At 69.7% G+C, this 19,116-nt stretch carries 21 protein-coding genes and 1 pseudogene; 13 read left to right on the forward strand and 9 right to left on the reverse strand.

What is annotated here, in order from left to right; all coding sequences use genetic code 11:
• Positions 1-957, reverse strand: a complete 957-nt coding sequence (locus ACIOJD_RS15995) for a PRC and DUF2382 domain-containing protein (protein ID WP_401913377.1) — start codon at positions 955-957, stop codon at positions 1-3.
• 361 nt (positions 958-1,318) lie between these two features.
• Between ACIOJD_RS15995 and ACIOJD_RS16000 the strand changes: the two genes are divergently transcribed.
• Entirely contained in the window at positions 1,319-2,383 is a 1,065-nt protein-coding gene (locus tag ACIOJD_RS16000) for an NAD(+)/NADH kinase (RefSeq protein ID WP_401913380.1), read from the forward strand.
• Positions 2,384-2,583: 200 nt separating this feature from the next.
• Here ACIOJD_RS16000 and ACIOJD_RS16005 read toward each other — a convergent pair whose 3' ends face one another.
• The gene (locus tag ACIOJD_RS16005; protein WP_401913382.1) at positions 2,584-3,882 is read right to left on the reverse strand and encodes an amidohydrolase family protein; all 1,299 of its coding nucleotides are present in this window, start codon (positions 3,880-3,882) and stop codon (positions 2,584-2,586) included.
• A gap of 169 nt (positions 3,883-4,051) precedes the next feature.
• On the opposite strand from ACIOJD_RS16005, the gene ACIOJD_RS16010 reads away from it, so the two are divergent.
• On the forward strand, positions 4,052-4,495 hold the full coding sequence (locus ACIOJD_RS16010; protein ID WP_401913385.1) for an Lrp/AsnC family transcriptional regulator: 444 nt from the start codon (positions 4,052-4,054) through the stop codon (positions 4,493-4,495).
• Positions 4,496-4,664: 169 nt separating this feature from the next.
• Positions 4,665-5,195 carry a GNAT family N-acetyltransferase gene (locus ACIOJD_RS16015; RefSeq protein ID WP_401913388.1) on the forward strand — a complete coding sequence of 177 codons (531 nt, stop codon included), beginning with the start codon at positions 4,665-4,667 and terminating at the stop codon, positions 5,193-5,195.
• An 89-nt stretch (positions 5,196-5,284) separates the two neighbouring features.
• Here ACIOJD_RS16015 and ACIOJD_RS16020 read toward each other — a convergent pair whose 3' ends face one another.
• Both ACIOJD_RS16020 and ACIOJD_RS16025 read right to left on the reverse strand, forming a co-directional pair.
• Positions 5,285-6,469: a trans-sulfuration enzyme family protein gene (locus tag ACIOJD_RS16020; protein WP_401913390.1), complete on the reverse strand. Its 1,185-nt coding sequence runs from the start codon at positions 6,467-6,469 to the stop codon at positions 5,285-5,287.
• 299 nt (positions 6,470-6,768) lie between these two features.
• Entirely contained in the window at positions 6,769-7,611 is an 843-nt protein-coding gene (locus ACIOJD_RS16025; protein ID WP_401913392.1) for a PhzF family phenazine biosynthesis protein, read from the reverse strand.
• Positions 7,612-7,945: 334 nt separating this feature from the next.
• On the opposite strand from ACIOJD_RS16025, the gene ACIOJD_RS16030 reads away from it, so the two are divergent.
• Positions 7,946-8,317 carry a VOC family protein gene (locus ACIOJD_RS16030; protein ID WP_401913395.1) on the forward strand — a complete coding sequence of 124 codons (372 nt, stop codon included), beginning with the start codon at positions 7,946-7,948 and terminating at the stop codon, positions 8,315-8,317.
• 11 nt (positions 8,318-8,328) lie between these two features.
• On the forward strand, positions 8,329-8,868 hold the full coding sequence (locus ACIOJD_RS16035; RefSeq protein WP_401913397.1) for a DUF6328 family protein: 540 nt from the start codon (positions 8,329-8,331) through the stop codon (positions 8,866-8,868).
• A gap of 95 nt (positions 8,869-8,963) precedes the next feature.
• Here the strand turns inward: ACIOJD_RS16035 and ACIOJD_RS16040 are convergent, their stop codons facing one another.
• Entirely contained in the window at positions 8,964-9,590 is a 627-nt protein-coding gene (locus ACIOJD_RS16040; protein ID WP_401913400.1) for a TetR family transcriptional regulator, read from the reverse strand.
• Positions 9,591-9,734: 144 nt separating this feature from the next.
• Here ACIOJD_RS16040 and ACIOJD_RS16045 point away from each other — a divergent pair, with 144 nt between their 5' ends.
• From ACIOJD_RS16045 to ACIOJD_RS16055, 3 genes are all read left to right on the forward strand, one after another.
• On the forward strand, positions 9,735-9,893 hold the full coding sequence (locus ACIOJD_RS16045) for a hypothetical protein (protein WP_401913403.1): 159 nt from the start codon (positions 9,735-9,737) through the stop codon (positions 9,891-9,893).
• A 125-nt stretch (positions 9,894-10,018) separates the two neighbouring features.
• The gene (locus tag ACIOJD_RS16050) at positions 10,019-10,291 is read left to right on the forward strand and encodes a DUF4190 domain-containing protein (protein ID WP_401913404.1); all 273 of its coding nucleotides are present in this window, start codon (positions 10,019-10,021) and stop codon (positions 10,289-10,291) included.
• A 296-nt stretch (positions 10,292-10,587) separates the two neighbouring features.
• Complete coding sequence (locus tag ACIOJD_RS16055; protein ID WP_401913406.1) at positions 10,588-11,274, forward strand: HAD family hydrolase; 687 nt, start codon at positions 10,588-10,590, stop codon at positions 11,272-11,274.
• A 7-nt stretch (positions 11,275-11,281) separates the two neighbouring features.
• On the opposite strand, the gene ACIOJD_RS16060 is transcribed toward ACIOJD_RS16055, so the two are convergent.
• Both ACIOJD_RS16060 and ACIOJD_RS16065 read right to left on the reverse strand, forming a co-directional pair.
• On the reverse strand, positions 11,282-12,352 hold the full coding sequence (locus ACIOJD_RS16060) for a PHP domain-containing protein (protein ID WP_401913408.1): 1,071 nt from the start codon (positions 12,350-12,352) through the stop codon (positions 11,282-11,284).
• Between the two features lie 474 nt (positions 12,353-12,826).
• Positions 12,827-13,480 (reverse strand): LAETG motif-containing sortase-dependent surface protein, encoded by a 654-nt coding sequence (locus ACIOJD_RS16065; protein ID WP_401913411.1) that lies wholly within the window; start codon positions 13,478-13,480, stop codon positions 12,827-12,829.
• A gap of 539 nt (positions 13,481-14,019) precedes the next feature.
• Here ACIOJD_RS16065 and ACIOJD_RS16070 point away from each other — a divergent pair.
• The 4 genes from ACIOJD_RS16070 (at position 14,020) to ACIOJD_RS16085 (ending at position 16,482) form a co-directional block, all read left to right on the forward strand.
• Positions 14,020-14,571, forward strand: a complete 552-nt coding sequence (locus tag ACIOJD_RS16070) for a bacterioferritin (RefSeq protein WP_401913414.1) — start codon at positions 14,020-14,022, stop codon at positions 14,569-14,571.
• 263 nt (positions 14,572-14,834) lie between these two features.
• Entirely contained in the window at positions 14,835-15,743 is a 909-nt protein-coding gene (locus tag ACIOJD_RS16075; RefSeq protein WP_401913417.1) for a cation diffusion facilitator family transporter, read from the forward strand.
• A gap of 99 nt (positions 15,744-15,842) precedes the next feature.
• Complete coding sequence (locus ACIOJD_RS16080; protein ID WP_401913420.1) at positions 15,843-16,013, forward strand: hydrophobic protein; 171 nt, start codon at positions 15,843-15,845, stop codon at positions 16,011-16,013.
• Positions 16,014-16,251: 238 nt separating this feature from the next.
• Entirely contained in the window at positions 16,252-16,482 is a 231-nt protein-coding gene (locus ACIOJD_RS16085; protein ID WP_401889013.1) for a hypothetical protein, read from the forward strand.
• 126 nt (positions 16,483-16,608) lie between these two features.
• Here ACIOJD_RS16085 and ACIOJD_RS16090 read toward each other — a convergent pair whose 3' ends face one another.
• The gene (locus tag ACIOJD_RS16090) at positions 16,609-17,118 is read right to left on the reverse strand and encodes a GNAT family N-acetyltransferase (protein ID WP_401913423.1); all 510 of its coding nucleotides are present in this window, start codon (positions 17,116-17,118) and stop codon (positions 16,609-16,611) included.
• Between the two features lie 316 nt (positions 17,119-17,434).
• On the opposite strand from ACIOJD_RS16090, the pseudogene ACIOJD_RS16095 reads away from it, so the two are divergent.
• Positions 17,435-18,019 (forward strand): annotated as a pseudogene (locus tag ACIOJD_RS16095) (carboxyl transferase domain-containing protein); the annotation flags it as partial.
• Between the two features lie 49 nt (positions 18,020-18,068).
• Here ACIOJD_RS16095 and ACIOJD_RS16100 read toward each other — a convergent pair.
• Positions 18,069-19,034, reverse strand: a complete 966-nt coding sequence (locus tag ACIOJD_RS16100; RefSeq protein WP_078638019.1) for a YafY family protein — start codon at positions 19,032-19,034, stop codon at positions 18,069-18,071.
• Positions 19,035-19,116: the final 82 nt, after the last annotated feature.

Genomic DNA, 19,116 nt, shown 5'->3' on the forward strand with positions numbered 1-19,116 from the left:
TCAGTGGCCGGGGCCGCGCCTGCCGCGCATGTCCTTGCCGCCCAAGCCCTTGGCGGTCTGATCGGTGTCGTACTCGATCTGCTCCTTGCGGATCTCGGCGGAGACCTCCTTCTGCTCGGTCACCTTCTCCGTCTCCATGCGTACGCGCTCGACGGGGATGGATTCCTTGCGGATCACCGCTTCCTCGGCGTGCAGGATCACTTCGGTCTCGGCCTCGCCGATACGGGAGCGGCCGTAACCGCCGCGGTCCTCCGGGGCGATCGCCTCGTGGATGACGCGGACCTCTTCGTGGCTGAGCGGTACGGACGTGGTCACGTCCTCCGTCACGACGACCTTGCGCAGCCGCGCGTGGCCGACCTCGTGCTCCTCGGCGCTGACCCGCAGTTGCTCCTCGGAACGGATGAGTTCCTCGGCGTGCTGCTCCTTGCCCTCGGCGGGCATGCCACCGCGCATCCCGGCCGGAGTACGTTCCCGGCTCCCGGCGGCCATCGCGCCGGAGTCGGCGGGCATGGCCGTACCGGCGGACGTGCTTCGTCCCCTCGCGGTGCCCGTCGCCGTACCGGTTCCGGTCCGTGTGCCCTCGGCCGTGCCCGTGCCCGCTGCGGTACCGGCCGCCGTGCCGATCCCCGCGGCCGAGGCGGTCAGGCCGTAGTGCTGGTAGAGCTGCTTCTCCTGGCTGGGGTCGAGATGTTCGTCGGCGTCCAGGCGCGGTGCTTCCTTGACGGTCTCCTTGGTGTAGGGCACGTGGATGTCCTCACCGGCGCGGCGGGCGCCGGACAGCGGGACGAGGCTCTCCTTCATACCGAACAGACCGGTCTTCACGGTCACCCACTCCGGACGGCCCGTGCGGTCGCCCACATAGACCTGGCCCACGGTGCCGACCTTGTCACCGTCCTTGTCGTACACGCTCATTCCGTTGAGCCTGCTGGGGTTGTCGAACACGCCATCGGCTGACATCTGCGATCACTCCTCGCGTGGGGGAAGCGCGTCTGCGGGATCAGGCCCCTCACGGTCAGGCGCGCACATTTCCATCGCGCATCCGTCCGGAGCGGGTGGCAACCGGGGAAGACCCCGGACACCGCGTGGGCATGGCTCCGGTCCGCTGTTCGTGCAGCATTCACGGCAGATGGCGGCCAGTCGGCGATATCCGCCATTCGGGTGAACTCGGGCTGGTGGGCGGGCGGCCCCTCGTCTCTCCGGCCGTCCTCGGAGCCGTCCTTGGAACTCCCTTCCGGGAGTGGGGGTGCGTGACCGTCCGGGCGGACGGATCCTGGAACCCGGACGTACGGAGAGCACCGGACGTACGGAGAGCACGAGCATGGCTGTGGAACGTATCGGTCTGGTGGTCCACCAGGGCCGCCCGGCGGCCGTCGAGGCGGCGGGCGCGGTGCACGCCTGGTGCCGCGCGCGGGGTGTCCCGTGCAAGGAAGTCGACGTGTGGAGGGAGCACGAACCGCGCCTCGGCGGCCAGGAGGAGGCCTCGTCGGCGGGCGACCCGGACCTGGTCGTCACCCTCGGCGGCGACGGCACCTTCCTGCGCGGGGCACGGATCGCCGCGAAGAACGGCGCCGCGGTGCTCGGGGTGGATCTGGGCCGGGTCGGCTTCCTGACCGAAGTGCCCGCCGAGGAGGTCACACGGGCCCTGGACGCGGTCGGAGAGGGCCGCGCCGCGATCGAGGAACGGATGACTCTCACCCTGCGGGCCTCACGCGGGCTGGAGATCCCGCCCGGTATGGAGGCGCTGCTCCATTACGGACGCGGTCCCACGCTGCCACCTCCTCATGTCCGTCCGGACACCACCGAGGGCGAGGGCTGGGGCGTGGCGATGGACGTGATCGCCGTCAACGACATCGTTCTGGAGAAGCTCGCCCGTGACCGGCAAGCCGCCCTCGGCGTCTATCTCGCCGGCCGGCTCCTCGCCTCGTACTCGGCGGACGCCGTCATCGTGGCCACCCCGACCGGCTCGACGGCCTACAGTTTCGCGGCCGGTGGACCGGTGCTCTCCCCGCACATGGACGCCGTGGTCTTCACCCCGGTGGCACCGCACATGACCTTCGACCGGACGGTGGTGGCCGCCCCCGACGAGCCGGTCGCGCTACGGGTGCTGCCGCACTCCGGGCAGGTGGCGGTCAGCATCGACGGCCAGTTGCGGGGTGTGCTGGACCCCGGGGACTGGATCGGTGTGTACGGGGCCAAGTACCGGCTGCGGCTGCTCCGGTTGGGTCCCACCGACTTCTACAGCAGACTGCGCGAGCGTTTCCGGCTCACCGACGCACCCGCCACGGCGGCGGACGGGGAGGCGGCCCCGCTCTTCCGCCCCGACAGCCCGGTGCCGGACGATCTGGCCCATCTGCGGCTGCCACCGCCTCCGCACCGCCGCTGACACGACGGTGTGCCCCGGTGGCACAGACGCGCCGTAGGTTCTCGCCCGCCACGTGAGCGGCGGGCGAGAACCGGCTCGGTCTCACGGAGGGGCCCGATGCCTCGAGTCGACCGGCTCCTCGCACCGACCGGCTCCTGGCGCCGATCGGTGTTCCCGCTACGCGCGGACCGAGCGGAGCGGGTACTCCGGCTTTCGTGTGTTCACGCCGCCTGCGGACGCGGACGCCAGGTGCCGTCGAGCGGGACACCGGCGGCCGCAGCGATCTGGTCGCGGGATTCCACCAGTCGCGCCTTCAGCGCGGGCAGGTCCACGTCCACCAGCACGCCGTCCCGCTTGACGACGCGGCCCGCGACGAGAACCGTGTCGACCAGGCCGGGGTGACCGGCCGCGACGACCGTGCCGACCGGATCGGTGACCGGGAGCACGGTGATGTCGTCGGTGCGCAGCAGGATCACGTCGGCGGCCTTGCCGGGCGTGAGGCTGCCCGTACGGGTGGCGAGTCCCAGCGCGTCGGCACCGTCGACGGTGGCGAACTCCAGCAGGTCCCGGGAGTTGAGGCCGCCGTCCAGGCCACGCTGGACCACGAAGGCGGTACGCATGGTGGCGAACATGTCGCCGCCGACGGACGGGACGTCATCGACGGAGAGTGTCGGGCGCAGGCCGGCGGCCAGCATCCGGCCGGTCATCGGCCAGCCGAACCCCATCTTCAACTCGACGTCCGGGCTGATCGAAACCGAACCGCCGGCATCGGCGAGCATGCGCAGCTCGTCGTCGCCGACCCCGTTGACGTGCACGAACGTCGTCGTGTCCCGCAGCAGACCGTGCTCATGGAGATCGGCGACCGGGCGGCGGGTGCCGTCGGACTCGACGTGCAGGCTGGTCCGCAGGCCGAGTTCGGCCGCCAGCTTCAGCTCCTCGGCGACGGTGTCCATGGAGGTGTCCTCCGCACCGCGCAGCCCGAACGACATGGTGACCAGGCCGCCGCCGGGGAGCGCGGAGCGCACACGGCGGATCTCGTCCTCGACCGACCCGGTGGTGCCCCACCCCGCGCCGTGACAGAAGACCGACCGTCCGGCCGTGTCGTGCAGCGCCGCGACGGCGGCGTCCGCGTGCTCGGGGCTCTGCGCGCAGTGGAACCAGTCCAGCATCGTGGTCACACCGCAGTGGAGGGCCTCCAGCCGGCCGAGCAGTGTGCCCAGGTAGACGTCCTCGGGCCGGTACCGGGGCTTCAGCGTCCGGTGCATCGCCACGGCCCACTCGGGGAAGGTCCAGTCGGCGCCGACGCCGCGGAACGCGGTCTGCCAGCTGTGCCGGTGGGTGTCGACGAAGCCGGGCATGACAATCCGGTCGGTCGCGTCGATGGTCTCGGCGTCCGGAGCCTCGATGGCCTCGGCCACCTCTACGATCACGCCGTCCTCGATCAGCACGTCACCGCGTTCGAGATCGCCGACAGCCGGGTCCATGCTGACCACGGTGCCGCCGGTAAGCAGGATCCTCATCTGAAAACTCCTCCATGAAAATGCGTTGTTTGTCCGACCTGGTGACTTGGTCAAGTGTTGCTGATCAGCGCATCGACGCAGACCGATCTCGGCAACTTTGGCAGGAAATTGCGCCGCAGCGAGGCATCAGGTTGTGGTAGGTGAGGAAAGTGAGCAATACTCTGCCCCTATGGATGATGTGGATCGATCCATCCTCGCCGTGCTCGAAAGGCACGGACGGATCAGTAATGCCGAGCTCGCCGCCCGGGTCGGCCTGTCGCCGTCACCCTGCCTGCGGCGCGTGCACAGACTTGAGGAAACCGGAGTGATCCGCGGCTACCGGGCGGAGATCGACCCCGCGGCCCTGGGGCGCAGCCTCCGTGTGTTCGCCGGTGTCCGGCTGATGAGACACAACCGCGGCGACGTGGCCGCGTTCGAACGCGCGGTCGTCCAACTGGCCGAGGTCGTACACGTCCATCACGTCACCGGCAACTACGACTACCTGCTTCAGGTCGAGGTCGCCGACCTGCCCGCCTATGAGGATTTCCACGCCAACCGGCTGGCCGACCTTCCCGGCGTCGCCACGGTGAGCAGCTACGTCACCATGAAGACGCTCTCCACTCACACCCCGTGAGTGGCGGACCATCCCGACGGGGACTTTGCACGTACAGCCGCCACGACGGCAGGACGGGCGCGGATCCCGGTGCTCACCGAACGGCACTCCTCGGTGAGCACCGGGACCGTTTCCCCGTTGCCGCCGGTGCTCCCCACGCCGCCAATCCGCCGAGCCCTGGGCTGCCGCTGTGAACGACACCACGCAGGGCATACGGATCAGGCCGGGCGGCCTGGCCGACGCGTCGGCGGTGCTGGACATGCTCGACTCGGCGGTGGTCTGGATGAACGGTCGCGGCAACACCGAGCAGTGGGGCACGACACCGTATTCGAAGAAGCCCGGCGGGGTGGCGCGGGTCGAGCGGTACATGACCGAGAACGCCCCGCACATCGCGGAGTTGGACGGAACACCTGTCGGAGCCCTGGTGCTGGACTCCGGGCCCAGCCCTCAGATGCCGATCGCGCCGGCCGAGGAACCCGAGCGGTACGTCCGGCTGCTGGTCTCCGACCGGCGGCATGCCGGCCTGGGCATCGGGGCGGCGCTGCTGGCCCATGCCGTCGAGGAGACCCGGCGGGCCGGCGTGGAACTGCTGCGGGTCGACTGCTGGGCGGGCGGCGGGGGCGAACTGGTCGCGTTCTACGAGCGCAACGGCTTCACTCCCACCGGTCGTTTCCTGTCGAAGGCCTGGCCGGGACAGGTGTTGGCCCGGCGGGTCGGCTGACGGTGCGGGCAGGGCGTCCAGCGACAGGCTCGTCCGGCCGGTCCGGGAACAGTGGGACTGTGGGACGACCCCGTCGCCGCCTGAGTCGCTCAGGTGCCCGCCGCGGAGGAGGCCACCGCGTCGGCCGCGGCGAGTGCGTCGGTGACCAGGTCGGCCGTGTCCTCCGTACCGGCGGCCAGCCGGATCAGGCCCGGCGGAACCGCGGCGGCGATCTGGTCCTCGTCGAGCATGCCCCGCCACATGGATGCGGGGTGCACGGCCAGGGATTCCACACCGCCGAGGCTGGCCGACCTGCGGGCGTAGCGCAGTTGGCCGAGGAACGCGTCGGCCGTCTCGAAGCCGCCGGCGAACTCGATGCCGAGTACCCCGCCGAAACCGCCCATCTGGCTTGCGGCCAGCTCGTGCTGCGGGTGGGACGCCAGGCCGGGATAGTGCACACGGCTCACGGCGGGGTGGTCGTGCAGGGCCTCCGCGAGCGCCTGGCCGTTGGCGTTGTGCCGGGGCATCCGCAGCGGAAGGGTGCGCATGCCGCGCAGCAGCAGCCACGCGTCGAACGGGCCGAGGACGGCACCGGTGAGCAGGCCGACGTCCCAGATCCGGTCCAGCAGCTCGGCCGGCCCGGCCAGCACTCCGGCGGACACGTCGGAATGGCCGTTGAGGTATTTGGTCGCGCTGTGCCAGACCAGATCGATGCCGAAGTCCGCCGGGCGCTGGTTCAGCGGAGTGGCGAAGGTGTTGTCCGCCATGGTCGGTACGTCGTGCGCGCTCGCCAGTTCCGCGACGGCGCGCAGGTCGGTGATCTGGAGCAGCGGATTGCTCGGAGACTCCACCAGGATCAGACGGGTCCGCGAGGTCAGCGCCTTTTCGAACGCCTCCGGGTCCCTCTGGTCCACCAGGGTGGTCGACACGCCCAGTCGCGGCAGCAGGTTCAGCAGCACCGACGCCGTACCGCCGTAGGTGGACCGCTGCCCGATGACATGGTCGCCGGCGGACACCAGCGCCAGCACGGCGGTGGTGAGCGCGGCCATCCCGGACGCGGTGACCATGGCCGCCTCGGTGTGCTCCAGTTCCGCCACGACGGACGCGACCTGGGCGTGGTTCGGATTGCCGAAGCGGGTGTAGAAGTCCTGGCCCCGCGGGGCGACCGCGGCCTGGGCGAACGCTTCCCCGTCCGCGGCGGAGAACGCCGCCGTCTGGTAGACGGGCGGTGCCACGGCCCGGCTGGGACGGACCTCGCGATCGGCGTGGACGGTGACGGTGCTGCTGCCCGGCATGGTTGCCCCTTCGTGGTTCATCGGTGTGACGCCATCAAGCGTGGCCGACGGGTACGTCGAAGTGAGCCAACCTCAGCAATGTTGGCAGCATATTGCGCCGTATCAAGGCGTCGGATTGTGCTAGAGAAAGGAATCGAGCAATCCTGTGCTCGTTTGGACAGGTGGACGGGGCGATTCCGCCCGTACCCCGAAGGGCACGGGCGGATGACTGACGCCGAGCCAGCCGCCCGGGTCGGCCCGCCGGTGGTGCCCTGTCCGCGCTTCGAGGGACCACATCCGGGGCGCGGGCAGCGGGCCGGTCACAGGGCGATGGTGCCTCGGATGCAGACGGTCGTGGCACCACTCACCCAGACGGCGCCGTCCGGGTCGGTGGAGATCTCGATGGTCGCGGCCCGTCCCAGCCTCGCGCCCTGGGAGACCCGATAGGCGCAGGGGGCGGTTCCGGTGGTGGTGAGCCACTGGCCGACGGCAGCGTTCATGCTGCCGCAGGCGGGGTCCTCGGCCACTCCGCAGCGAGGGGCGAAGGTGCGCATCTCGAAGTCGTGCCGGGAACCGGTGGGGTGGGCCCCGATGGCGCCGACCATCGCGTCCGGGATGAGGGCGAGGTCGGGTTCGAGGGCGAGGACCTCGTAGGCCGTGGGCAGTTGGAGCACGGCCCAGCCGGGTCCGTTGTCGACCCACTGGTGGGCGAGGACACGGTCATGGTCCATGCCGAACGCGGCGACTATCCGCTTCAGGTATGCGTCGTCGAGCGCGCCGTCGCGGACCAGTGGCGGGGCGGCGAAGGACAGAACGCCGTCGCCGCGGCGGACCGTGACCAGGCCGGCGCCGCACTGCTGCACGATGCGGTCGGCATGCCGCGGAACGCCGCCGCCGTCCAGCCAGGCGCGTGCGGAGCCGAGGGTGGGGTGGCCGGCAAACGGCAGCTCACTCTGGGGCGTGAAGATCCGTAGCCGGTAGTCCGCCTCCGGGACGGTGGGAGGCAGCACGAACGTGGTCTCGGACAGATTGGTCCAACGCGCCACGCGCTGCATCTCCTCGTCGGTCACGTCCGCCCCGTCGAGGACGACGGCGACCGGGTTGCCGAGATAGGGGCTCGTGGAGAACACGTCGACCTGTACGAACGCGCGTGTGCGGGGCATGGTCATCATGGCCTTTCGGAAGCGGCTGCGGTGGATTCCGGGTGTTCACCCGTCGGCGGAAGCGGCTCCATGCCAGCGGACGCCGGTGCGGTGGGGACATGGCCAGTGACGACAAAGTGGACTGGCCTGCCGGGACTTGAGGATGAGGTGTCGGTGAGGCTACCGCCGCCCGCGGCCACACAATCGAGCGCATGCAGGCTCCTGGAGCGTGGGCGGGACGGGTGCGCGCCGGCGGTTTACGGTGAGGAGACAAGGCCCGAACCGCTCGCCGGACCCGACGGCCGGGCGGCGATGGACAGGTGCCGACGCGTGCCGGGACATGGAGGAGACCCGTATGGCGATCGCGGCCTACCAACTGGTGGCCCTGGACTGTCCGGAGCCGGAGTCACTCGCCCGTTTCTACGCCGCCGTACTGGGCGGTGAGGTGCGGCAGTACAGCGAGGTCTGGTACGACCTGTACGTCCCGGGCGGAGCCCGGATCGCCTTCCAGCGCGCGCCCGGCCATCGTCCGCCGTCCTGGCCTCAGGCCGGTCACGATTCCCAGCAGTTCCATCTGGACTTCACCGTGCCGGACATGGACACCGCTCAGGAGCAGGTCCTCGCCCTCGGGGCGGTACCGCTCGATCTCGACGACAACGACGGGCGACGGGGCTTTCGCGTGTTCGCAGACCCGGCCGGGCACCCCTTCTGCCTCTGCCGCGCATGACGGCCGCCGGTATGACTCCGCAAGCGGGCGGCCCCGACCGCGGGCGTCGCGAGACGGTCGAGGAGCGTGCGGACCGGCTCTGGAACGAGCTGCTCCAGGAACTGCGCGTGGCCCAGACCGGGGTGCAGATTCTGTTCGGCTTCCTGCTCACGGTCGTCTTCCAGCAGCGGTTCACCACACTGTCCGGCACCGACCGGGACATCTACACCGTCACGGTGATGCTGGGCGCGGCGGCGGTCGGTGCGCTCATCGGCCCGGTTTCCTTCCACCGGCTGCTGACCGGCCGTCGGCTGAAGTCGCAGATGGTCATCTGGGCGTCCCGGCTGACCATCGTCGGGCTGGTGCTGCTGCTCTGCACGATGGCCTCGGCGCTGATGCTCATCCTCCGGCTGGCGGTGGCCGACACCCTCGCGTCGTGGCTGGTCGGCGTCATGGTCGCGTGGTTCGTCCTGTGCTGGGGCGTCCTGCCCGTCTACGCCCGCCACGCGTCGCGTTCGGACAGCGTACGGGGCGATTACGGCGGGCCCCGGGACCGGCGGTCGCAGGGCTGACCACTGCGATCACCGATACCGCGTGTCATGGCTCGGCGCGCGGACCGGCCGTTTCTCCGGGCTGAGCCGACCGTTTCGCCGGTCGAGTCGGCGCGTCAGTCGAGCCAGTGCCGGCGGCCGAGATCGATCAGGCGCAGCTGACGGCGTGCCACACGCGCCACGCGCTCCTCGGCGTCCGGCCCTTCCTCCGCGGCGTCGAGCAACGCGCACGCCGTCATCACCATGTGGTCGACGTAGACATCGGCCAGCATGCGCAGGTCGTCCTCGCTCCAGCCCGCCGATCCGGGCTGGACGGCGAGGGCGGCCGCCACCTCGGCGGAGAAGCGGCGCAGCTGGGCCGCTATGCCCGCCCGTACCTGCCGGACCCCGCCGTGCCTCTCGCGCGCGATGAACCGGACATGAGCCGGGTGGGCCCGGACATGGCCCGCGATCACATCGACGGTGGCGTCGATCCGCTCGCCGGTGCCGGCCGTATCGGCGAGGGTGCCGCTGATCGTTCCGTGCAGGGCGCCGAGAGCCTCCTCGACCAGGGCCAGACCGAGGTCCGCCATGTTCCGGAAGTGCCGGTAGAAGGCGGTCGGGGCCACACCTCCGGCCCGGGTCACCTCACGCAGCCCGAGGCTGCTGAGGCCCTGCTCCTCCAGGAGCACCAGGGCCGCGTCCAGCAGCGCCTGACGGGTCTTCTGTTTCTGGGCCTGACGGATGCCGTGGGTGTGACTCATGCCATTCAGTAAACAACCGTTCTCCGGCAGAGGGAATCGTAGACTGAGGAGTCAGTGAACAACTGTTCTCGCAACTGTCCGCCCGCTTCCCCCTCGTTCTCCCGCCCATCCGTCCCGCTCCTGTCCGCCCATAAGGAGGCATTCATGATCTTCCTCGTCGCGGCTCTCCTTGTCATGGGACTGCTGCTGGGCTCGGTGGTACATGTCCCGGTCCAGACCGCCCTGATCGCCGCTGCCTGCATCGGTGGCTGGCTGCTCGTGTTCGCCGCCCGGGAGCGCCGGGCCCGTCATCACCGGTCCTGACCGTGCCCCGTGGCGATCGCCGCCGATCGGACGCGGGCCGCGCTCTCGCCGAGCCCCCGCCGAATCCCGGCTGGGGCAGCGACGGACGGGTGGCCCCGGAACGCCCCGAAAGGAGCCCCGACCTCATGCCTACGACCGCTCCCGCCCGCGGCGGGACAGGTGTCCGTGACGTGGACGGCATGGCTGTCGCGTCGTTCGTCCTGGGGCTCCTCGGCCTGCTGGTGATGAACCTCCTCCTCGGGCCGATCGCCATCGTCCTCGCCGCTCTCGCTCTCCGGCGCGGCACCGCGCGCAGGGGCCGCGCCCTCCTCGGGCTGTCCCTCGGCGTGGCCGACCTCGTGGTCCTCGCCGTGCTCATCGGCGCGGACCACACGGTGTCCTGGAGTCTCGGCGGCTGAGGCCGTGTGGCAGGGCCGCGGTCGCGGCAAGCGAGTTGTCCGGTCCGGGGGCGGCAGCCGACGGTACGCGGCCGGGGCCGATCGCCGGAGGTCACTCGCACGGCCGAAGGCCGGTGACACTCTCGCGGTACGGCTCAGCTACCTCACCCGGACGGCTCCAGCGGCCGGCGCCGACGGCGTACGAGATGTTCCGGACCGGGGAAGACGGCATGATCGAGAGGGGGCTCGCTGCCCGGTGTCCGAGGCTCCGAGCCCTCGAGCCCCTGATGCCCCACCGGAACGGGAGCGGACCACCCATGGCGACGCGCGCGGCACTGTTCGACATCGACGGGACCCTCGTCGACACCAATCACCTCCATGTGACCACCTGGTGGGAGGCGTTCCACCAGGCCGGGCACACGGTACGGATGTCCGCGATCCACCGGGCTGTCGGCCTCGGCTCCGGCGACCTCATCGCGCATCTGCTCGGTGACGAACGCGACCGCGACCAGGACGCGGAGATCATCGCGGCGCACACCACGCTGTACGGGACCTACCTCGACCGGCTGCCCGCGTTCGACGGGGCCGGGGATCTCCTGCGGTCGCTGGCCGACCGCGGCTGGCGGATCGTGCTCGCCACGTCGGCAGGGGAGGACGAACTGGCCGCGCTGCGCCGGGCGATCGACGCCGACGACGTCATCGCGGACGACGTGATGTCCGGGACGGCCGGTGGGCAGGGCGTGGCCGGGGGCAAACGTGGCCCGGACCCGGTGCACCGGGCACTGGACCTGGCCGGGGTGCCCGCGGAACGTGCGGTGTTCGTCGGCGACACCGTCTGGGACATGGAGGCGGCGTCACGCGCCGGTGTGCGCGCCGTCGCTCTGCTGTCGGGCGGAATTCCGCGCGCCGCCCTGGAGTCCACCGGAGCCCGCGAGGTCTACGAGGACGCCACCGATCTGCTCGCCCAGCTCGACACCAGTCTGTTCGCGGATCTGGAGGACTGAGACCGGGTCATCGCGCCGGTGGGGCCTGCCGGGACCGTGTCCACTCCAGCAACTGCTCCGCCGTCCAGGTGTTGATGACCCGGTCCACCGGTACGTCACACTCCTCGGCCCGCGCGCAGCCCAACAGTTGCCAGTCGAGCTGCCCAGGCGCGTGGGCGTCCGTGTCGATGGCGAAGAAGACCCCGGCCGCGACCGCCTCGCGCAGCAACCGGCGGGGCGGATCCAGCCGCTCGGGCCGGCTGTTGATCTCCAGGGCGGTACCGGTCGCGGCGCAGGCCCCGAACACCGCCTCCGCGTCGAACTCCGACTCCGGCCGGCCGCTGTCCTGCCCGCCCCTGCCCGCTCTGCGGCCCGCTCCCTGGTGCGCCGTCACCAGGCGCCCGGTGCAGTGTCCGAGCACATCGGTCAGCGGATCGCGCACCGCCGCGACCATGCGCCGGGTCATCGCGGCGGCGTCCATGCGCAGTTTCGAGTGGACGGATGCCACCACCACGTCCAGCCGGTCGAGCAACTCCGGTTCCTGGTCCAGCGAACCGTCGGGGAGGATGTCGCATTCGATACCGGTGAGCAGCCGGAACGGAGCCCACTTTTCGTTGAGTCCGGCGATCACATCGAGCTGTTCACGCAGTCGTTGTGCCGTCAGGCCCCGGGCGACGGTAAGCCGGGGGGAGTGGTCCGTGAGCACGGCCCACTCATGCCCGAGCCTGGCCGCCGTACGTCCCATCGTCTCGATGGGGCTGCCGCCGTCCGACCAGTCCGAATGCAGGTGGCAGTCTCCGCGCAGCGCGGCACGCAGCGTGTGTCCGCGCTCGGAGAGCGGAGCACCGGCCTCTCGCTCCAGCCGCTCCAGATACTCCGGTACGGACCCCTCCAGCGCCGCTTCCACGACCTGTGATGTCCTGGGGCCGATCCCGCGTACCTGGCTCAGGGTGCCGGCCGCGGCGCGCCGCGCGACATCGTCGGGATCCATGCCCGCCACGATCGCGGCGGCGGTACGGAACGCCTGGACGCGGTAGGTCTCGGCCCGCGAGCGCTCCAGCAGAAAGGCGATCCTTTCGAGAGCCTCCACCGGATCCATCGGCGCCCCCCATATGTCGGTCGGCTTCCCGCCCATTGTCCGCGCCGTCGCCGGGCGGTGCATCTCGCGCGCGGGCCGGCCGCATGCCGACGAGCGGGGTGCGGGAAACGCGATGAGGCCCCGCTGACGAGGAACGTCGCGGGGCCTCACAGTGCCGGGGAAGTACACCGGGTGTCCCGCCCTCAAGGCCGGGGCACCCGGTTCGTACGGTCCTCGGGGCCGACCTCGGCCGGACCTTGTTGCACACCGTCGGCAGGCGCGACGACACGCACGGCCCCTGTCCTACGGAGTCCGAGCGACACGCCCCGGAGGGCGAGCTGACGTTCGGTCCATGCCTCTCAGTCCGGTGATCGTCTACCAGGCCCGCCGAGTGGTGGCGGTGGAGTCCTGGGCGACGTCCGACATGGTGGCGGGGCCGGGGCGGCGAGCCGGGTCACGGTCGGTCCGGCCGCGGCGGCGGGGTGGAGCGATGGGTCAGCTCTGGGCGCTGCGACGCTTACGAGCGGCCCACATGATGCCCGCTCCGGCGGCCAGCACGACACCGGCGGCACCGGCGATCATCGGCGTGGCGCTGGAGGAACCGGTCTCGGCGAGGTCGTCCCCGGCCGGGCTCGGCTGCGACGAGGGAACCGCGGGAGCGGAGTCGGACTCGCTGGGCTCACTCGGCTTGCTCGGCTCACTGGTCTCGCCGGTCGGCGTGGGAGTGGGCGTCTCCTTCGGAGGTGTCGCCGAAGGCGTCGGGGTCGCCGTCGACGGCGGCGGGGTGCTCTCCTCGCACACCGGCGCGGTCTTCTCGTCCTCCTTCGAGAACTGGTCGCCGTCAGCCGCCTTCACACTCAGGTGAACCTTCAGCTCGGTCTTGTGCGCCGGGAGTTCGAGCTTCTTGTGGAAGTCGTTCTTGAAGTTCGTCGTGGGCAGCAGGTCCTTGCCGTCCACGGTGACCGACACCGTGTTCTTGTCACTGTTGCCGTAGGCGGTCAGGTCGAGGCTCACCTCGGAGCAGGTCACCGTCCACGTCGGTGTGTGCGCGAACGCGGGCGTGGCCGACAGGCCGACACTGAGCGCACCCGCCGCCGCGACCGTAATGAAGGCGCTTCTGCGCCGCCATGATCCTCTGAATAGAGTCACAAATTCCTCCGCGATAACCGCGCCGCCCACGATGACGGCGCGCGCGCACAGTACCGCCATCCGAGCGAGGCGCATCAACCCACCCCACCCAACTCACCGTCTTCACATGCCTCATGGACCCGCTGACTCGCCCAAGGGAGGCCCGTACGCCATGTGGAGAGGGTGTGAAGGGCGGCCGTGATCACATCGGGCCGTCGGCCGGAACACGCCGTCATCCCTGATGACGCCCTTTCTTGCGGGGATTTGGGTGGAAGAGGCGAGCTTCTGTGCCCACAAACAAGGCGGCTCATCGCTGTTCGGGCAAAAATTCCGTCAATAATCGGACGGGAGTTCCCTGTTGCTCCGGGAGCGAGCGATTCAGGCCAGGGTGGTGGCCGGGAGAAGCCCCGCCCCCCGCTCGCGGCGAGCCGTGCCGGTAGGGCCGTGTGGATGAGTCGGGTACGAGAACGACAGGGACCCGCGCGCGTACGGGGAAGGGAGGGGGCAGGCGAAGGGTCACTCAAGCAGCGCCCTTCGGGTACGGAAGGAAGTGCACGGTCATGGCCGAGTTCCTCACCGACATCGAGACGATCCGGGCGCGGGCGCGCAAGGAGATCGAAAAAGGCCCGGTGACGCAGGCCTACGGCGCCGACGTCGAGCGCGTCCTACAGGTGCTGAACGAGGCGCTGGCCACCGAAATCGTCTGCACCCTGCGGTACAAACGGCATTACTACACGGCGACGGGGCTGTACTCCGAGCCGGTGGCCGCGGAGTTCCTGGAGCACGCCCAGGAGGAACAGGAGCACGCGGACCGGCTGGCGCAGCGGATCGTACAGCTCGGCGGTGAGCCCGACTTCAACCCGGACACACTGACGCGGCGCTCCCACGCGCAGTACGACGCGAGCGCCGATCTCATCGAGATGATCAAGGAAGACCTGGTGGCGGAACGTGTGGCCATCGCGTCGTACACGGAGATCGCCCAGTGGCTGGGGGAGGGGGATCCCACCACCCGCCGGGTCTTCGAGGACCTGCTCGCGCAGGAGGAGGAGCACGCCGACGATCTGCGGGGACTGCTGGAGCGGCTGCCGAAGGCCGTGGGCGGCCGGTCCTGACGCAGGGACACCGCATCCGGCAGTGGGCGACGCCCCCGCACGAGCGCTCCGGCGCGCGTGCGGGGGCGTCGCGTGTGAGACGCCGGGCGTCGGATGGATTCCTCGCCGGTGCCCACCGATTTCCGGGGCGTCCGCATGGAGGCACCGGAGACCTGTGGATTTTCCCGGGAATTTCATGGGACGGCTGTACGTGTTTGGTGCGGAAGGCGCCGGGAACACGGTGGACCACGCCATTCCCATACATTTGAGCGAGGCGGCACGCATTGAATCGTGAAGAGTCCGACGGAAAGACCCGGGTGACCGTCCTGGTGGCGCTCGCGGCGAATCTTGTGATCGCCGCGGCCAAGGCCGTCGGCGGTCTGGTCACCGGCTCTCCGGCACTGCTCTCGGAAGCCGCACATTCCGTCGCGGACAGCATGAACGAAGTCTTCCTGCTCGCTTCCCTGAAGCGCAGTCACCGGCCCGCCGACGAGCGTCATCCCTTCGGATACGGAAAAGAGCGCTATTTCTGGGCGCTCCTCGCGGCGGTCGGGATCTTTGTGATGGGAGGCTGTTTCTCCTTCTTCCAGGGATTCGAGGCGCTGAACTCGAAGGAGCAGGAGTCCGCCAGTGGTTACGAGATCGGGCTGATCGTTCTCGCAGTGGCCCTGCTCGCGGAGGGAAGCTCGTTGGTCCGCGCCCTGCTCCAGGTGCGTGGCTCGGACGAGGAGGTCCGCGATCCCGCACTCCGTACCGTCATCGCGGAGGACTCGACCGCCGTGCTCGGGGTGCTCTTCGCCATGGCCGGAATGGTGCTGCACCTGATCACCGGAGACATCGTCTGGGAGGCCTGCGCCTCCTTCGCGATCGGACTGCTCCTCGTCTACATCGCCTACCGTCTGGGCGCCGAGGCGCGTGGCCAGTTGATCGGTGAGGCGGTCGATCCCGAACTGCGGGGAAGGCTCCGTTCGTTGCTCGACGCGCAGCCGGAGATCGACAATGTGGACGAGTTGCTGACGATGAAACTGGGGCTCGATTCGACGCTGGTGGCGGCCCGTATCGACCTTGTTCCCGGACTCGACAGTGAGGCCGTGGAGCTGGTTTGCGTGCGCATCAAGAAATCGGTGTCGCACAGCTGGCCGGAAGCCGACCATGTATTTCTCGACATCACGGAAGCGCCTTCCGGTGACTGAGGGTGTACCCGAATGCCCCGGTACCGGAAAAAGAAACATCCGGTTCGCGGACATGGCTTCGATTTCTCAGGGAAAACGACTTCTCGGAGGTTGATACATATGGTTCCCCTGCTTCTCGTTCTGCTGCTCGCCCTGATTCTCTTCGGTGCGGGTTTCGCGCTCAAGGCACTGTGGTGGATCGCGGTCATCGTGCTGGTGATGTGGCTGCTGGGCTTCGTGATCCGGCCCGCCGCCGGCGGTGGTCGTAAGGGCCGTTGGTACCGCTGGTAGACGGAGCGTCAGAACAACGCGGGTGCCCGGACGACACCGTCCGGGCACCCGCGTTCTCACGTGTGGGGGACCGGCGTTTCGCATGTGGCGGACCGGCCGTTACCGTGTGGGGGACCGGCCGCGGCGCGTTCCGGTGTCCCGTCGTCGTGCATGACGGGGAATGATGAGGTAGACACCTCCCCAGCGGGTCGATCGGCATTCAGGCCGCGCGGCCGCTCGACTCTCCGAACGGTTGTGCATGCCTTCTTCGCCGTCCCGCCAGAATCCGATGCAGGGACCCACCGCCGGGGCCGCGCCGAACGCGCGTCCGCAGCACCACGGCATCTTCCTCGAGCCGGCCTACACCGTCGAGCTGCCACCTCTCCTGGAGGCCGAGGGCGAGGACGACATCAGCCTGGAGAGCCTCGGGGAGCGCACTCCCGTGCGCCGCCGTACCCCCACACCGCGCCGGGGGCCGTCCCGGATGTGACACGGTCGCACGCCCGGACGGGCCGGGCCGATCACCCGCCCGGACGGGTCTCGTACCCCGGACGGGGCAGCGGGATCCCACGCCCGGACGGACCGGCCGGATCACCCGCCCGGAAGCGGCGGACGATCACCGGGCCCGCGGGTCCTCGTCCCAGTCGATCCGGTAGTACTTCAGCTGCTCGTCCTCCCCGACGAGCCGCATCCCGACCGCCGTCATCACGCGCTGGGACGCGGTGTTGTCGTGACCGGTGTCGCCCCGCACACCGGTGATGCCACGCGCTCGCGCGAACCGCAGCAGCTCCCGCAGGGCCTCGGAGGCGTACCCCCGGCCGTGCGCCGACGGGATCAGGCCGTAGCCGACGGTGACGCGCAGATCCTCGTCCGGGGCTCCGTGGAAGCCGAGACCGCCGATCGCGTACCCGTCCTCGCGGCGGCGGATCTCGTACGCGCCGAACGGCCGGGGATCACCGGTGATCGAACAGGTCGTCAGATAGCGCCTGGCCCCCACCAGGTCACCGTCGGTGGGGTACCCGGGCGCCCACAGGTCCCCGTCGCCCGGCTCGCCCGCCGCCACCCGCTCGGCCTCCGGCGCACTCAGCGGGTGAAGCACGAGCCGCGCCGTCACAAGATCCTCCATGACACGGAGAGGTATCACGCGCCCCGCCCTCCCGTCACGAGGAGGGCGCCGGACAAGGCGCGGGGCTCCGGCCGTACGAGGTGTGCGGAGCCCGGAACGGATCCTCGGCGCGCCCCTGACCGCGCCCGGCACGGGCCCGGTCTTGTCACTGCGTGATGAAGGTTCCGCCTCCGGCACTCAACAACTCCACAGAGAACCCGGAAGGGAGGACTCGCACCATCCGTCTCTGCCATATTCGCAAGCCCATTCGGAGGTGGCAGTGACCCAGCCCGACGAAGTCCACGCGCCGTCCGTACCCCTCTCCACACGCGGACGCATCGAGCAGCTGGCCGCGCGGCAGGAACGGGCCCGCTCGGGCGGCTCCGCGCGCGCCGGGGCGCGGCAGAGCGCCCACGGCCGACTCACGGTCAGGGAACGTATCGACCGGCTGCTGGACCCGGATTCCTTCACCGAGACCGACGCGTTCGTACGGTCCCGGTCCGGGAGCCCCGACCGGGCCTACGGCGACGGTGTGATCACCGGTTACGGCACCGTCGACGGACGGGGAGTGTGCCACTTCGCCCAGGACGCCACCGTGTACGGCGGCAGCATGGGCGAGGCGTGCGGCGAGAAGGTCGTCAAGACGATGGACCTGGCGCTGAAGACCGGCTGTCCGGTCATCGGCCTCAACGATTCCGGCGGCGCGCGCATCCAGGAGGGTGTGGTCTCGCTCGCCCTCCACGCCGAGCTGGTCCGCCGCAACGTCGCGGCATCCGGTGTCGTCCCCCAGATCTCCGTGATCATGGGCCCCTGCGCGGGCGGCGCCGCGTACTCCCCGGCCATCACCGACTTCACCGTGATGGTCGACCACACCTCCCACGTGTTCGTCACGGGACCCGATGTCATCGAGGCGGTCACCGGCTAGCTGTACTGACCGGAGACGTTGATTGAGAGCAGGCCGTTCTGATCGGTCACGTGGCTGGGGTCGAGTGTCTTTCAGCCAGGTCTCTGGCGAGCTGGCTGATGCGTTTGCGGGCTGTCTGCGGGGTGAGTATCTCGATGTGGTCGCCGAATTGGAGGAGTTGACGCACTGACTCGATGTCGGGGTAGCGGACGACGACGGTGCATGATCCGTTTTCCGCATCGGAGACATCATGGATGCGTGTGCCGAGGATGCGCCGCGCCAAGTCGAGGCCATGTTCTGGCAGGCGAAAGGTCACGCTCACGCGACCTTGCCCCTCGGTGCGTTCCTTCAACGCGGCCCATCTGGTGCGGAGGGTTTCGTCTGGTCGAAGAGCAACTGGCGCGTCGAGTTGTTCGTAGGCCGAGAGTCGTTCCAGAGCGAACAGCCGGCCATCGCCCCTGTGATCGGCAACGAGATACCAGCGGCCGGACTTCGCCACGATCCCGTACGGGTCGACCACCCGCGTTGAGGCCTGATTCTCGGCGCTGCGCCGGTATTGGATTCGCAGTCGGCGTCGGTGCCGCAGGGCCGATGCCAGATCGGCTACGTCGACCGCTGCCTCTGAGTCGGCAAACCATGCGGTGCTGTCCACCAGCACTAGATCCGCCAGTCGCAGCGGGCTTGGGTACTCAGGTGGTGCGGCCTGACGGGCGGCGATCTTGCGTGCGGCCGACTCCCACATCGCAGACAGGCCCATGCGCTCACGTTGCGTGCTGTCCAAACCCGCTACGGAGAGTGCTTCCAGCTCTGGTGGTTCCAGATGGGATGCGTTGAGCCGTGCACCGGGGAGCAGGACGATCCCACCGTTGCGCCCGCGTTCGGCATAAACAGGCACCCCTGCAGTCGAGAGCGCCTCAACGTCGCGCAGCACAGTCCGCCGAGACACCTCCAGACGCTTGGCCAGCTCGGCGGTGGTGATGCGCTGGCGGGCCTGCAGGAGCAACAAGAGGTGCAACAACCTTGAAGCCTTCACGCTGACCAATGTTCGCAGAAAAAGATGACAGGTTCTGTCGCGATTCGGCGATCAATTGAAGCGGTACCGAGAAATCACTGAG

The sequence above is a fragment of the Streptomyces sp. NPDC088116 genome, assembly GCF_044741745.1.
In the GTDB taxonomy this organism is placed as follows: domain Bacteria; phylum Actinomycetota; class Actinomycetes; order Streptomycetales; family Streptomycetaceae; genus Streptomyces.